The sequence below is a fragment of the Paenarthrobacter sp. NPDC057981 genome, from assembly GCF_042886835.1.
In the GTDB taxonomy this organism is placed as follows: domain Bacteria; phylum Actinomycetota; class Actinomycetes; order Actinomycetales; family Micrococcaceae; genus Arthrobacter.
This window is the reverse complement of sequence record NZ_JBHVQI010000003.1, coordinates 39,640-53,009: the sequence shown is the minus strand read 5'-3', so window position 1 is coordinate 53,009 and position 13,370 is coordinate 39,640. Positions and strand designations below refer to the sequence as shown.

The 13,370-nt window shown below is 65.5% G+C and carries 11 protein-coding genes and 1 riboswitch; of the genes, 7 read left to right on the top strand and 4 right to left on the bottom strand.

From position 1 onward, the window contains the following. Positions 1–6: 6 nt before the first annotated feature. Entirely contained in the window at positions 7–1,347 is a 1,341-nt protein-coding gene (locus ACFVSI_RS04935) for a PLP-dependent cysteine synthase family protein (protein ID WP_387820293.1), read from the bottom strand. Between the two features lie 182 nt (positions 1,348–1,529). On the opposite strand from ACFVSI_RS04935, the gene ACFVSI_RS04930 reads away from it, so the two are divergent. Next, positions 1,530–3,098 carry an MFS transporter gene (locus tag ACFVSI_RS04930; protein ID WP_387820291.1) on the top strand — a complete coding sequence of 523 codons (1,569 nt, stop codon included), beginning with the start codon at positions 1,530–1,532 and terminating at the stop codon, positions 3,096–3,098. Here ACFVSI_RS04930 and ACFVSI_RS04925 read toward each other — a convergent pair. Next, entirely contained in the window at positions 3,095–3,481 is a 387-nt protein-coding gene (locus tag ACFVSI_RS04925) for a rhodanese-like domain-containing protein (protein WP_387820290.1), read from the bottom strand. The two genes, ACFVSI_RS04930 and ACFVSI_RS04925, sit on opposite strands and share 4 nt — an antisense overlap. A 35-nt stretch (positions 3,482–3,516) precedes the next feature. After that, the gene (locus ACFVSI_RS04920; RefSeq protein ID WP_387820288.1) at positions 3,517–4,656 is read right to left on the bottom strand and encodes an LLM class flavin-dependent oxidoreductase; all 1,140 of its coding nucleotides are present in this window, start codon (positions 4,654–4,656) and stop codon (positions 3,517–3,519) included. A gap of 223 nt (positions 4,657–4,879) precedes the next feature. Beyond that, a riboswitch (SAM riboswitch) is annotated at positions 4,880–4,989 on the top strand. Between the two features lie 36 nt (positions 4,990–5,025). Here ACFVSI_RS04920 and ACFVSI_RS04915 point away from each other — a divergent pair. Genes ACFVSI_RS04915 through ACFVSI_RS04890 form a run of 6 tightly spaced genes read left to right on the top strand, consistent with a single transcriptional unit; the run spans position 5,026 to position 12,797 of the window. Then, positions 5,026–6,117: an LLM class flavin-dependent oxidoreductase gene (locus tag ACFVSI_RS04915; protein WP_387820286.1), complete on the top strand. Its 1,092-nt coding sequence runs from the start codon at positions 5,026–5,028 to the stop codon at positions 6,115–6,117. A 32-nt stretch (positions 6,118–6,149) separates the two neighbouring features. Further along, positions 6,150–7,565 (top strand): NtaA/DmoA family FMN-dependent monooxygenase, encoded by a 1,416-nt coding sequence (locus ACFVSI_RS04910; protein WP_387820284.1) that lies wholly within the window; start codon positions 6,150–6,152, stop codon positions 7,563–7,565. After that, positions 7,562–9,199 (top strand): ABC transporter substrate-binding protein, encoded by a 1,638-nt coding sequence (locus ACFVSI_RS04905; RefSeq protein ID WP_387820282.1) that lies wholly within the window; start codon positions 7,562–7,564, stop codon positions 9,197–9,199. Before ACFVSI_RS04910 ends, ACFVSI_RS04905 begins: the two co-directional genes overlap by 4 nt. 7 nt (positions 9,200–9,206) lie before the next feature. Further along, a complete protein-coding gene (locus ACFVSI_RS04900) occupies positions 9,207–10,154 on the top strand; it encodes an ABC transporter permease (RefSeq protein ID WP_387820280.1) in 948 nt (315 codons plus the stop codon). 10 nt (positions 10,155–10,164) lie between these two features. Then, positions 10,165–11,139, top strand: a complete 975-nt coding sequence (locus tag ACFVSI_RS04895) for an ABC transporter permease (RefSeq protein ID WP_387820278.1) — start codon at positions 10,165–10,167, stop codon at positions 11,137–11,139. Beyond that, complete coding sequence (locus ACFVSI_RS04890) at positions 11,136–12,797, top strand: dipeptide ABC transporter ATP-binding protein (protein ID WP_387820276.1); 1,662 nt, start codon at positions 11,136–11,138, stop codon at positions 12,795–12,797. Before ACFVSI_RS04895 ends, ACFVSI_RS04890 begins: the two co-directional genes overlap by 4 nt. Positions 12,798–12,891: 94 nt before the next feature. Here ACFVSI_RS04890 and ACFVSI_RS04885 read toward each other — a convergent pair whose 3' ends face one another. Beyond that, positions 12,892–13,170, bottom strand: coding sequence for a hypothetical protein (locus ACFVSI_RS04885; protein ID WP_387820274.1), 279 nt, complete (start codon positions 13,168–13,170; stop codon positions 12,892–12,894). Between the last annotated feature and the right edge of the window lie 200 nt (positions 13,171–13,370).

Sequence of the window (13,370 nt, the reverse complement as noted above, 5' to 3'; positions counted from 1 at the left end):
AGAGAGTCAGGGGAGCGTTGCGGCGATCCGGCCGTCGATCAGGACCCCGATGACCTCCGCGCCCGCTGCATCTGGCGCCGGGAGGCCGGCCCCAAGCACGCTGTAGGCGAGTCCCGCAGTGACGGCCGGGGCGGCGTCGTCCGCGGCACTCAACGACTCCAGCGTCACTACCGCCACAACCTCCCGTGGGTGCACGGTTCCAAAGGTCTCGCCCCGGTCCAGGACAAGGAAGGCCGGCTCGCCAGGTGCCAAGCCACGGGCGTAAAGTTCGACGGCGGCCTCCGCCGCGGTCAGTCCGCTCGCCAGGAGCTGGACTCCGGCAGGCGCCTCGGTGAGCAGCGCTCGGACGGTTCCTTCCGGCGTCGTGGGTTCCAGGAACCCCAGAGAGGTGAGCCAGTTGTCGTCGAAATAGGTTGAGAGGTAGTTCCGGCCGGAGTCGGGCAGGACCACCACAATGGTGTGGTTCTCGTCCAGGGTTTCGGCGAGCTGCAGGGCGGCCGCGAGTGCTGTGCCTCCGGTCGCCCCGATCAGCAGGCCTTCCGCGCGGGCAGCGCGCCGGGCAGTAAAGATGGCGTCGCGGTCGGTGATGCTGAAGTATTTGTCCACGAGCACGGTGTCGAACGCTTCGGGCCAGACGTCCTCAAGGGAATCCGGGTGAAGGGGATGCCCGGCGCCTTCGGTGTATTTGAGCGAGCCGTTGCCGCCGCCGTAGCGGGAGTGCTCGGGGTCTGCGGCGATGACCTGCACTGCGCCGTCGCTGGCTTGCTTCAGAAACCGCCCGGTCCCGCTGATGGTCCCACCGGTTCCCACGCTTGCCACAAAGTGCGTGACGCTGCCCGCGGTGTCGGCCCAGATTTCCGGTCCAGTGCCGACAAAGTGTGCATCGGGATTGGCCGGGTTGTCGTATTGGAGCGCGAGCCAAGCTCCCGGCGTCGAGGCCGCAAAGGCCGCTGCACGGTTGGCGAGGTGCCCGGGGTCCGAACGTGGCACGAAGTCGGCCACCAAATGGACTTCGGCTCCAAAGGCCTTGAGCAGCCGGATCTTCTCGGCCGCTGTGGCGGCCGGTGCGAAGATCACCGAACGGTAGCCCAACTGCGCAGCAACCAGGCTTAGCCCGATGCCGGTGTTGCCGCTGGTACCTTCAACGACCGTCCCGCCGGGCTTCAAAAGCCCGGCTTCCTCGGCCGCTCGGATCATGGACAGCGCGGCCCTGTCCTTCACGCTTCCGCCGATGTTCTGGAACTCCAGCTTGGCGTAGATGCGTGGCCGGACACCCGCTCCAAGCTTCTGGAGGCGTAGCAGGGGCGTGCCGCCGATGGCGTCGAGGACTGATTCGTGGACGGTCATGCGGCCAACGCTAGGGGTGCGGGAAACACCCGGCAAAAAGCATTGAGAATCGTGTGCTGATGCGTCGCCCGGACCACATACAACAGTCACGGCAGGTCAACGGGAGTAACCCAAATTCATGCCCCTTAACCAGGTGACTCGCGATGCCTTCCGCCGGACCACGCGGGCCTAGAGTCACAAACATGGGTACAAACGCCACTCGTTCCGCCCTATGGCTTTGCCTGGGTGCCGGATTCATCACACTGCTGGATCAATCGGTGTTCGTGCTCGCTGTCCCGGCGATGTCCGCCTCACTCCACGCTGATTCCGGGTCCGTCCAGTGGATCCTCGCGAGCTACTCCCTCGCATTCGGCGTCGCGCTCGTTCCCGCTGGGAGGCTCGGCGACATCGTTGGCAGGCGCACTCTCTTCATCGCAGGCATTGCGGTCTTCGGCGCTTCCAGTTTGCTGGGCGGCCTGGCGACGGACTCTTCGTGGGTGATCGTGGCGAGGCTCCTCCAAGGGCTGGGCGCGGGCACGCTCAATCCCCAGGTCCTTGGGTTGCTGCAGGACATTTACACCGGCCACGACCGCGCCAAAGCGCTGGGCGCCTACGCCGCCGCGGGTGGTTCGGCAGCGGTGTGTGGTCCGCTGATCGGCGGGTTGGTGTTGTCCTTGGGCGACCCGGCGATCGGCTGGCGCATCCTGTTCCTGGCCAACGTCCCGCTTGTGCTGATCCTGGTCCCGCTGGCCTTCGCACTGTTGCCCAGGACCGCCCGCACCAGGGGAGGCAACACCTCAATAGACATCCTCGGCGCGCTTCTCCTGGGCAGCGTAGTGGTGGCCTCGCTCATTCCCACGATTTACGGCGCGGGTGCGGTCGCGGTGATTTGCCTGGCAGTCGGAGCCGCGGCACTGTTGGCCTTCACCGGCTGGGAAATCCTCTACCACCGCCGCGGCAAGACGCCGCTGCTCAGCGCCGCGCTCGCCACCTCAAAGGGTTACGCGCTGGGGACGGTTGTCGCCCTGTGCCAGTTCGGAGTCGGCGCAGGAATGGCCGCCGTGACGTCCTTCTACTTTCTCTCCGGCACGGGTATGGCACCCCTCGCCGCCGCAGCAATCCTCGCCCCGCAAGCCGCCGGTATGCTCCTGGCATCAAGCTTCAGCTGGCGGTTCCTGGCCCGTTACAAACGCGCCGGGATCGTCTTCGCGCTTCTAGCGAGCCTTGCCACCCTGGTAGCCAAGGACGTGTTCGTCCAACGCTTCGACTCCGCCACGGCGGCACTGGCGGTCGCCGTCGTCGGGCTCCTCCAAGGGATCGCGACCGGCCTGGTCGTGGCACCCAACCAGACCCTGACGCTGGGTCACGCACCGCTCGGAGCTGCCGGTGTCGCAGCCGGTTTCTACCAGCTCAGCCAGCGCTTCGCCGCCGCGCTCTGTTCAGCCGCCGCGGCGGGCATGTTCCTGCAAGCGCACGGAGCCGTCACCGGCGGAGCCGCGAAAGAAGCCTTCCACCAGGGCATCCTCCTGTGCTGCATCCTGCTGGGCGTCGCAGTCGTGGCCGGCATCCTCGATTGGCTCCGCGAGGCGCGCCCCACCAAGGCGGCCACCACAAAGGCGGCCAGGCCCGAAAACGGAAGTGCCGCCGTCGTGCCTTCCATAGAGGAAAGCACGACGACGGCAACGGAACCGCTGGCGCCGGGCCGGGATTCCGGAAGTACGACGGCGGGAGGAACCAGCCGTGCGGACGTTACCAAGCCCGTGGACGCCTAGGCGGATTCAGCCGGCGGGGCAGTAGGTCCGGTGGTGGGGACGCCGGCGTCGCGAAGTGCCGGGAAGCCGCCGTCGACGTGGACGGCGTTGGCGTAGCCGAGGACTTTCAGTTTCTCGGCAACAGGACGCGAGCCGTTGACCGAACCGCAGAACACCACGATCTTCTGGTCGGTGCCGGTGACGTAGGGGAGGCGGTGCGCAGATTCGGGAGCGAAGTCCTCTTCCACGTGTTCGCGGTTCACCACCACCGCGCCGGGAACTGCGCCGGTGCTGGCACGCCCGCCTTCGCTGCGGACATCGATCAGCAGGACGCCGTCCTGAATCAGGGCGGCCGCTTCCTCTGCGGTGATGAGCTGGGTATCTTCCTGGATTTCGGTGGTCATTGCTGCTCCTTTAGTAGTTGGGTGATTGGCAAGGTCTAGAGTCCCCAAGCTTCGGCGAGCAACTGGTAGGAGTTCTCGCGGTCGGCGGGGTCGTGGGCAATGGTGGTGATGAGCAGTTCCTGGGCTCCGGTGGCACGTTGGAGGGTGCGCAAGCTTTTGGTGACCTGCCCGGGGTCGCCGACGAACCGGGTGTCAAGGCGGTCCTTGATCAGCTCGGCTGCTTCGGCGTCCAAGGTGAACTCAGCGGCGTCGTCCGGTGAGGGGTAAGGGATGGCACCCTGTCCGCTGCGGATGCCGTGGACCCACTGGGCGTATCCACGGCCGATGCGGCGGGCGCTGAATTCGTCGGGCGCAACCAAGACATCTGCCGAGACGATGACATGCGGTTCCTGCAGCGTTTCCGAGGGCTTGAAGTGGGCACGGTATTCGGCGATCGAGTCCAGCACTGTCGCTGGAGCTACGTGGTAGTTGGCTCCGAACGGCAGGCCCAGCTTGCCCGCGAGCCTGGCACTGGGGCCGGCCGTGGACCCGTGGATCCAGAACTGCGGAGACTGGCCCAGGGCGGGAGTGGCCGTGACTTCCTCACCGTGTTTGGTGCGGTATTCCCCGGTGAAGAAGCCGATGATGTCCTGGACGTCGTTCTCGAAGTTGTCTGTGTCGCCCGGGAACCGACCCAGGAGTTCGCTTTGCAGGCGGAACTTGCGGGGAAGGACTGCGCCGAAAATTGGGCGGGCGGCGGGGACGACGAGACCGTCCACTACGCGCTCCGCCGACTGGTCCGCAGCGGGAGCCGGCTGGCCCGGCGCCGGTTCGCTCGGAGACTTGGGCGGGCCGGAACGGCCAAAACCCAGGTCCAGGCGGTCCGGGAACACCGACGCCAGGGTCCCGATGCTCTCCGCGATCTGCAACGGCCGGTAGTTGCCCAAAAGCGTGGCCGCCGTACCTACCCTGATCGTCTTTGTTGCCGCAGCCACGAGCCCGGCCAGCACATGCGGCGCGGAACCGGCGACGCCGTCATTGAGGTGGTGCTCGGCCAGCCAGTAGCGGGAGTATCCCGCGGCTTCGGCTGCGACGGACAGGGCAACGGTGCTGCGCAGGGCGTCGCCGGAGCTCTGGTTGGCTGACACCGGGCTGAGGTCAAGAACTGACAAGGGGATAACGGAAGGCTTCGGCATGTCACGACACTACGGAGCGGAAGGGGCGCACCAAAGCCCGTTTGTCACCCGGCTCAACTGGACTCAACGCGGCTCAACCCGGCGCAATGGAAGGTCATACGGGCCCGCAGATCCACCGAAAAATGACGAACTTGGCAGCCGCTTGACGCGCTGTTTCCCGCGTTGACGCTTCAAGTCAGGGGCGTTTGTACATTCCTTGGAGCTGCTCCTAGATTCAATTCCAGGTCAAGAGTCAGCGCGCCAAGGACCGGCTCGCGCTGCGGCAACCCTCAGGCATTAAGTGGCGGGGTGCTCCGGAAACAGACCTGGCCGCGACTGCGGCAAGTGAATGTCAACCCGGCCGCGCTGCGGCCTGTGAAAGAGAGAAACATGCCTTCCAAACCTGATTTCCGTTCGCGTGTTGTTGCTTTGGAGCTCGACGGCGATGGAGCCCACCCGGCTGCGTGGCGAAAGGCCCTCCATGATCCGCAGGCACTGTTGGGGGGCCAGCGGATCCGTGAGACTGTCCAGGCAGCAGACATCGCGGGTTTCCATCTGGCAACGTTCAAGGACAGCCGTGTGGTGGATGACGGCACCTCCGGGGTTCCTACCCGTATCGACGCCGTCCAACGCGCAGCTTTCGCCGCACCGATCACCCGCTCCCTGGGGCTGGTTCCGGAAGTGGGAACGCTCTTCACCGAGCCGTTCCACGTCGCCACCCAGCTCGCCAGCCTGGACTACTCTTCCCAGGGACGCGCCGGCTGGTTGGTAAATGCGGACAATTTCGTGGAGGAGGCCCGTTCCGTGGGTCGCGCGCCGCTGTCCCGGGAAGAAACAGCAAGCGAGGCAGCGGACGTGGTCCAGGCCAACCGCAGGCTCTGGGACTCCTGGGAGGACGACGCCGTCATCCGCGACGTTGCCACAGGCCGCTACCTGGACCGCGACAAACTGCACTACGCCAACTTCGAAGGGGAGCGGTTCTCCGTAAAGGGTCCGTCCATCATCCCGCGCCCGCTTCAGGGCCAGCTGGTGGTGTTCGCCCCCACGGAACTGATTCCCGCCGTCGAAGCCGACGTAGCCTTGGTCTCCGCGGACTCCTCCGACGAGCTCGCGCAGGCAGCCCAGGCGGCAACAGCCTCAGGGGCGCAGCGGACGTTGGTCGAGCTCGACGTCGTGCTGGACGCCCGCGGGCAAAGGGCCGCCGAGCGGCTGGCCGAGTTGGATGCCCACGAGCAATGGGTGGGCGGCGCACGCTACGTGGGAGATGCCCGGGGGCTCGTGGAACTCCTCACCGCCCTCTTCGCAGCCACGGACGGCGTTCGCCTGAGGCCGGCCGTCCTCGACATCGATCTGCCGGAACTGGCGTACAAGGTGTTGCCTGGACTGCACGAGTCAGGGCTTGTGACGCCCCCAACGCCGGGCACCACGCTGCGCGAGACCCTCCACCTTCCACGCCCAGTCAACCGCTACGCCGCGGCCTGAAACGCCCGCCAAGAAGCCAGAGAGAGCATCAGATGACCAATCACCACCGCATTGCAGGCAACGGGCAGATCCAGTTCGGAGTCTTCTTCCAGGGCGTCAACCACACCACGGTCTGGAAAGACGAAGCCAGTGGCTCGCAGACCGATTTCGAATCCTTCCGCCGCGTGGCCCAGACCGCCGAACGTGGCCTGTTCACCGCGTTTTTCCTTGGCGAGGGCCTCCGCCTCCGCGAACACCTGGGGAAGATCCACGATCTCGACGTCGCCGGCCGCCCTGACGCGCAGACGGCGTTGGCCGCGCTCGCCGCCATCACCACCAATATCGGCCTGGTGGCTACCCAGAACACCACCTACAACGACCCCGCGGACCTTGCCCACCGCCTCGCCAGCCTGGACCTGTTGTCGGGCGGCCGGGCCGCGTGGAACATCGTCACGACGGACAACGCATGGACCGGAGCCAACTTCAGGCGCGGCGGGTTCCTCAAGCACGAGGACCGCTACGTCCGGGCCGAAGCGTTCGTCCAGACGGCAAAGGCCATTTGGGATTCCTGGGCTGACGGCGCAATCGCCGGGTCCCGGAACGAGCCCCGCTGGCTCCGAGAGGACAGCATCACCCCGGTACAGCGCAAGGACCAGAGCTTCGACGTCGAGATCACTGGCCGCCTTCCGCGTTCCAGCCAACACCACCCCGTCTTGTTCCAGGCAGGCGATTCTCCGGATGGCCGCGACTTCGCGGTCCGGAACGCCGACGTCATCTTCTCCGCCCACCCCGAGCTGGAGGACGCGAAGAAGTTCCGCGAAGACATCGTGGCCAGGACCCTCAAAGCAGGTCGCCCGGCCGATGACGTGAAGATCTTCCCCGGCCAGGAGTTCATCCTGGGTGCCACAGCTGCCGAGGCCGAGGAAAAGCACCAGTGGGTCCGTTCGCAGCAGGTCGGCCCGGAAACCGCGATCGCCTACCTTGAGCAGTTCTGGGGCCGGACCCTCACCGAGTATGACCCGGACGGGCCGCTCCCGGATGTTGACCCCGTGGTCGACGTCACCAATCCCACGCGCGGCAACGCCTTCCACGGCAAGAGCGCCAAGGAACTCGCCGCCCAATGGCGTGCGGAAGCCGAACAGAAGGGCCTGTCCATACGGCAGTTTGTGGCTGCCCGCTCCCGCCTGAACGGCCGTGGACTGGTGGGCTCCTACGACGACGTCGCGGACAAGCTCGCCGAGTACGCCCACACAGGAGCCGTGGATGGCTTCAACATCACCCCTTGGATTGTTCCCTCCGGCCTGGACGACATCGTGAACGAGCTTGTCCCAAGGCTCCAGGACCGCGGCGTTTACCGCACGGAATACGAAGGCAGCAACCTCCGCGAAAACCTCGGCCTCCGCGAGCCCTTCACCCGTCGCGGATCACTCACCAGCACCCAACCCACTGAAAGCGAAAACGTCGCATGAGACTCCCCAAACCTTCCGCAGCCCGCAGCGGAAAGAAGCCCGCCGCCGTCGTCAGCGTCCTGGGAGCCGTTGCGCTCCTGGCCTCCGCGTGCGGTGGAGGGGCCGACGCCGGTGCGCAGCAAAGCGCCGCAGCCTCGCCGGTGGCGGGCGGGAACCTGAATTTCGCGGTCTCCGTGGACCGTGGTTGCATCGACCCGCAGCAGGTAGGCAACAACGACGCGATCGCGATCGCCCGCCAGACCGTGGCCTCGCTGACCGCGCAGGACCCGAAGACCGGCGAAATCGTGCCTTGGCTTGCCGAGAAGTTCGAAAACAACGCGGACGCCACGAGCTTCACGTTCACCCTCCGCACAGGTGCCTCGTATGCCGACGGAACGGCGATTGACGCTGCCTCGGTCAAGACCAACTTTGAAGCCATCAAGGCCCTCGGCGCCAAGGCCACCCTGGGCTCCACGTACCTCAGCGACGTCAGCGGCATCACGGTGAAGGACCCGCAGACCGTTGTGGTGGACTTCTCCAAACCGAACGCACAGTTCCTCCAGGCCACGTCCACGTTCACGCTGGGCCTGTTGTCTCCGGCGTCGGCCAAGCTCTCCGAAGCGGACCGCTGCGCCGGGAAGTTCTCGGGTTCCGGCCCCTTCAACGTCAAGAGCTACACCGTGGACAAGGAAGCCGTCCTGGAACGCCGCTCCGGCTACAACTGGCCGTCCTCCACCAACAGCAACAAGGGTGAGGCCTACTTGGACTCCGTCACGTTCAAGATCATCCCGGAGGCTGGCAACCGTACCGGCAGCCTGCAGTCCGGCCAGATCGATGCCACGGCGGCCATTTCCGCGGCGGACATCCAGTTGTTCAGCGGCAACGGATTCTGGAACGAAACGCGCGCCAACCCGGGCGTCGTCTACAACCTGTACTCCAACGAGTCCAACCCCAAGCTGAAGGAAACCGCAGTACGCCAGGCCATCTCCAAGGCCATCAACCGCGAGGAAATCACCAAGACCCTCCTGACCGAGGCGGACCAGCCGGCCAAGGGCATCCTGTCCCACACCACGCCGTACTTCAAGGACTACAGCTCGCTGTTGGCCCACGATCCCGACGGTGCCAAGAAGCTTCTTGACGACGCCGGGTGGAATCCGGGTGCCGACGGCATCCGCGAAAAGAACGGCGAGAAGCTCTCCTTCAAGGTCACCTACTGGCAGTCACCCAAGGAAGTCCTGGAGCTTGTCCAGCAGCAGCTCAAAGCCATCGGCGTGGACCTGCAGTTGAAGTTCACCACGATTGCCGATGTCACGGCGGCCCAGGCGGACAAGACCTATGACTTCTCCTACGGCAACCTGACCCGAAGCGATCCGGACGTCCTGCGCACTGTCTTTGCATCGAACACGGCCCGCGGCGGCAGCAACCTCCGCGAGAAACTTCCCGTCGACGACACCTTGGGCGAGCAGGCGGCGGCCTTGGACAAGGACGCCCGCCAGAAGCTGGTTGACCAGGCCCAGGAAGCACTGATCAAGGACGCACACTCCATCCCGCTGTACGAACTGTCCACCACGATTTCGGCCAGCGAGAAGGTCCACGACCTCAAGTTCGAAGCTTCCAGCCGCCTGGACTTCTACGACGCCTGGCTGAGCAAGTAGGCATCCCATGATCCGCTACATCGGCCGGCGGTTGCTGCAGGGAGCCTTCGTTCTCTGGGCTGCCTACACCGTGTCCTTCCTGATCCTGTACTTGCTGCCCGGCGACGCCGTGAGCATCATGGCCAGCGGCGACGAACAAAACGCCGTTGACCCCGCGCTCGTGGCCAAGCTGCGCAGCGAGTACGGGCTGGACAGGCCCATCCACGAGCAATACTTCATAGCTCTGGTGAAGGCCCTGCAACTGGACTTCGGCGTCTCCATCAAGAACGGAGTGCCCGCCACGGCCACCGTGGCCGAGGTCCTCCCGGAAACCATCAAATTGGCTATCGCAGGATTCGCCCTGGCCGTGCTGCTGGGCAGCGCCTTGGCAGTGGTTGCAGCCTTCAGCCGCAACCGCTGGATCCGCACGGCATTCTCCTCACTGCCGCCGCTGGGGATCGCGGTGCCGACGTTCTGGATCGGCCTGCTGTTGCTTCAGTTCTTCTCCTTCCGGTTCCGTTTGTTCCCGGCGATAGGGAACGACGGCGGCGAGAGCCTCGTCTTGCCGGCGTTGACTTTGGCCATACCCACCTCGGCCGTGATCGCCCAACTGCTCACCCGGAGCCTGCACCAGACTCTCGGGGAGCCGTACATCGAACAGATCCGGGCCAAGGGAGCCAGTGAAGCACTGATCAACTTCGGCCATGCACTGCGGAATGCCGCCATTCCGACCCTGACCATGTTGGGGATTTTGGTGGGAAACCTGCTGGCCGGAGCCGTGGTGAGCGAGACCGTGTTCTCCCGCGCCGGGATCGGCAGGCTGACTGTCACAGCGGTGAACAGCCGGGATATTCCTGTGGTGCAGACACTCGTGGTCCTGGCCGCAGCGATCTTTGTGATCACCAGCTTGATCGTCGACCTGATCTACCCACTCGTGGATCCGCGCATCAACACTGCGCGCGGAGCCAAGGCCTAGGAGGGCCAGCATGTCGCAGCAACTTGATAACCGGGTGGAGACCGTCCCGGAGCCACAGCCGATCGCTGTTTCTCCGCAAGCGGCCACTCTCCGGGACGATGTCACGGAAGCCGACCGCCCGGCGTCGGGCCTGTTCCCGGGGGTTCGGAAGGCCCTGGCTTGGCGATCTTTGGCACGCCGGGCCGCCGCCCGGCCGGGGCTGGTGTTGTCCGTGCTGGTCCTGGCCATCGTGATCCTGTGGGCCTTGATCCCGACGGCGTTCACGTCGTGGCCACCGGACGCGGGTGTTCCCTCGTCACGGCTCAAGCCGCCGTCCGCCGAGCACTGGTTCGGCACGGACAGCCTGGGCCGGGACCTGTTCTCCCGCGTGGTGCATGGCTCGGCGACGTCCCTCGCTGCAACGGCCGTGGCTGTCGCGGTGGGACTGGTGGCCGGATCTGCGTTGGGCCTGCTCGCCGGTTCCCTCCGCGGCTGGGTGGACGACGCCATCATGCGCGTCATGGACGTCCTCCTGGCCATCCCCAGCCTGCTGCTCTCGCTGGCCCTGATCACGGTGCTGGGCTTTGGAACCATCAATATTGCGGTAGCCGTCGGTGTTGCCAGTGTGGCCAACTTTGCCCGCATCATGCGTGCCGAAGCCCTCCGCGTCAGCACCGCCGTGTATGTCGAAGCTGCCCGTTCGGCCGGGGTGCGCTGGCACAGCATCCTGCTCCGGCACATCCTGCCCAATGCGGCCGGGCCGGTCCTGGCGCTGTCCGCGTTGGAATTCGGCATGGCTGTGCTGTCCATTTCGTCGCTGAGCTTCCTCGGCTTCGGTGCTCCGCCGCCCGCAGCCGAATGGGGCTCGCTCGTGGCCGGAGGCCGCGATTACCTGGTTGCCGCGTGGTGGCTGGTGACCTTGCCCGGCGTGGTGATTGCCGCCGTCGTGCTGTCCACCAACCGCATATCGCATGCGTTCCAGGACGCTGAAAGGAACCGGAAATGAGTCCGTTGCTGAAGGTCGAGGGGTTACGCGTCGATTACCTGGTCAACGGTGAAGCGAAAACCGCCGTGTCCGGTGTGTCGTTCGAAGTCAATGCGGGCGAGGTCGTGGCGATCGTGGGGGAGTCGGGCTCGGGCAAGACCACCACCGCGCACTCGATCATCAACCTGCTGCCGGGGAACGCGCGGTTCTCCTCCGGCAGTATTTCCTTTGACGGGGCCGATCTCACCACACTGACACGCAAGGAATGGCAAGGCGTTCGGGGCAAGGAGATCGGGCTGATTCCGCAGGACCCAACGGCATCGCTCGACCCCTTGCAGAAGGTGGGCGAGCAGGTAGCGGAGGCCCTGACCATTCACCGCCTGCAGCCTCGGAAAGAGGCCCGACGTCGGGCGGTTGAGCTGTTGGGGGAAAGTGGCATCCGTGATGCCGCCACCCGGGCGCGGCAGTATCCCCACCAGTTTTCCGGCGGCATGCGGCAGCGCGTGCTGATCGCGACGGCCCTGGCCGCCCAGCCAAAACTGGTCATTGCCGACGAACCCACCAGCGCCCTGGACGTCACGGTGCAGCGCCAGATTCTGGACAACATCGCCGCCCTGACCGCCGAACGGGGCACCGCAGTCCTCCTGATCACGCACGACCTCGGCGTTGCCGCGGATCGGGCGGACCGGATCGTCGTCATGAAGCAGGGCGCCATTGTTGAGGAGGGGCCCGCCGCCGAGGTCCTGGGCAATCCGCAGCACCCGTATACCAAGCAACTCATTGAAGCGGCGCCCGGGTTGAGCCCGCGGCGGTTGCGTTCAGTGGTTGCCTCCGGCTCCCTTTCCGGTTCTGTGCCGAACGGAAGCCCGACGGCGGATGGTCCGGTCTTGGTGCAAGCCAAGGCTCTGCGGAAGGTCTTTTCCCTGCCCCGCACGGCCGGTGGTGCGCGTTCTTTGACCGCCGTTGATGACGTCTCCCTGGACGTTCGGCGTGGGGAAACGCTGGCGTTGGTGGGGGAGTCCGGGTCCGGAAAAAGCACGGTGGCCCGGCTTCTGTTGCGGCTGGAGAAGCCAACGTCCGGTTCGGTAATGTTCGACGGCGTCGACCTCGCCTCGGTGCGGGGTGAGCGGCTGCGCCAACTGCGGCGGCGGTTCCAAGTGGTGTTCCAGAGCCCCTATGCCTCGGTTGATCCCCGCTTTTCCGTGGAGGACATCATTGCCGAACCGCTCCGGGCCTTCGCCGAGGGGTCTCCGGCAGAGCGGCGTGCCCGGGTGCGCTCCTTGTTGGACGAGGTGCATCTGCCCGCGGACTATGGTTCCCGGCGCCCGGCTGAGCTTTCCGGCGGACAGCGGCAGCGCGTAGCCATTGCCCGGGCCCTGGCCTTGAAGCCGGAACTCGTGGTGCTGGACGAGGCCGTTTCGGCGCTGGATGTGTCCGTACAAGCCCAGATCCTTGCCTTGTTGGTGGAGCTGCAGGCACAGGAATCGTTGAGCTATCTGTTCATTTCGCACGACCTCGCCGTGGTTCAGCAGATTTCCGACCGCGTCGCCGTGATGCAATCCGGCAAGCTTGTCGAGATTGGCGACGCCTCGGACGTCCTGGTGAACCCTGTGGAGGAGTACACGAAGGCCCTGATCTCAGCCATCCCCGGCCGCCAAAACCAACCCTCTCTCACCTAACACCCGCTTCCGGCCGACCCTCTCTCACCTGGTGATAGATGGTCGACGGGAATTTGGTGGTACGTGAGAGAGCGTTGGAGTGAGGCCGAGCTTGTCAGTGCTGGCCGAGCGAACCACCCAGCGGTGGTATGGCACCCGGTCCCCGCCGGCCTTCCGGTCCGGTGGCGTCCTCCGACGTATCTCCTTGGAAGACTCCGGCACCTGATTCGTCCTCGTCCGAGCGCTCGGCCTCGCTGCGGGTGTCGCTCTCAGCCGTGCCGTCCGAGTCGCCCTCAAGGTCATCGGCCAAGCCATTGGTCTGGTCGAAGGGGTGGGTGATCGGATCCAAGGTGTCTTCGCTTGCGGTGGTGCGTTCCGTATCTTTCTCGGTCACGGTGTCCTCCTCGCTGGCTCCAAAATTCATCAGTAAACTTACAATATCCGGATTTGAGGCCGCGGACCAGAGGCTTGGCGCGGCGACCGCCGTCGAACGTCCATGCGTACCCTCCCGACCCGTTTTCGGGCGGCGTCGCGGGAAAGTCAACGCATATCGGTTGCTTTTCGCTTCAAGGCGCGGCAAAGCAGGTGGGGAAG

Excerpts from the sequence above, each read along its gene's own strand:
- ACFVSI_RS04935 (WP_387820293.1), bottom strand. The coding sequence starts at position 1,347 with ATGACCGTCCACGAATCAGTCCTCGACGCCATCGGCGGCACGCCCCTG.
- ACFVSI_RS04930 (WP_387820291.1), top strand. The coding sequence starts at position 1,530 with ATGGGTACAAACGCCACTCGTTCCGCCCTATGGCTTTGCCTGGGTGCC.
- ACFVSI_RS04925 (WP_387820290.1), bottom strand. The coding sequence starts at position 3,481 with ATGACCACCGAAATCCAGGAAGATACCCAGCTCATCACCGCAGAGGAA.
- ACFVSI_RS04920 (WP_387820288.1), bottom strand. The coding sequence starts at position 4,656 with ATGCCGAAGCCTTCCGTTATCCCCTTGTCAGTTCTTGACCTCAGCCCG.
- ACFVSI_RS04915 (WP_387820286.1), top strand. The coding sequence starts at position 5,026 with ATGCCTTCCAAACCTGATTTCCGTTCGCGTGTTGTTGCTTTGGAGCTC.
- ACFVSI_RS04910 (WP_387820284.1), top strand. The coding sequence starts at position 6,150 with ATGACCAATCACCACCGCATTGCAGGCAACGGGCAGATCCAGTTCGGA.
- ACFVSI_RS04905 (WP_387820282.1), top strand. The coding sequence starts at position 7,562 with ATGAGACTCCCCAAACCTTCCGCAGCCCGCAGCGGAAAGAAGCCCGCC.
- ACFVSI_RS04900 (WP_387820280.1), top strand. The coding sequence starts at position 9,207 with ATGATCCGCTACATCGGCCGGCGGTTGCTGCAGGGAGCCTTCGTTCTC.
- ACFVSI_RS04895 (WP_387820278.1), top strand. The coding sequence starts at position 10,165 with ATGTCGCAGCAACTTGATAACCGGGTGGAGACCGTCCCGGAGCCACAG.
- ACFVSI_RS04890 (WP_387820276.1), top strand. The coding sequence starts at position 11,136 with ATGAGTCCGTTGCTGAAGGTCGAGGGGTTACGCGTCGATTACCTGGTC.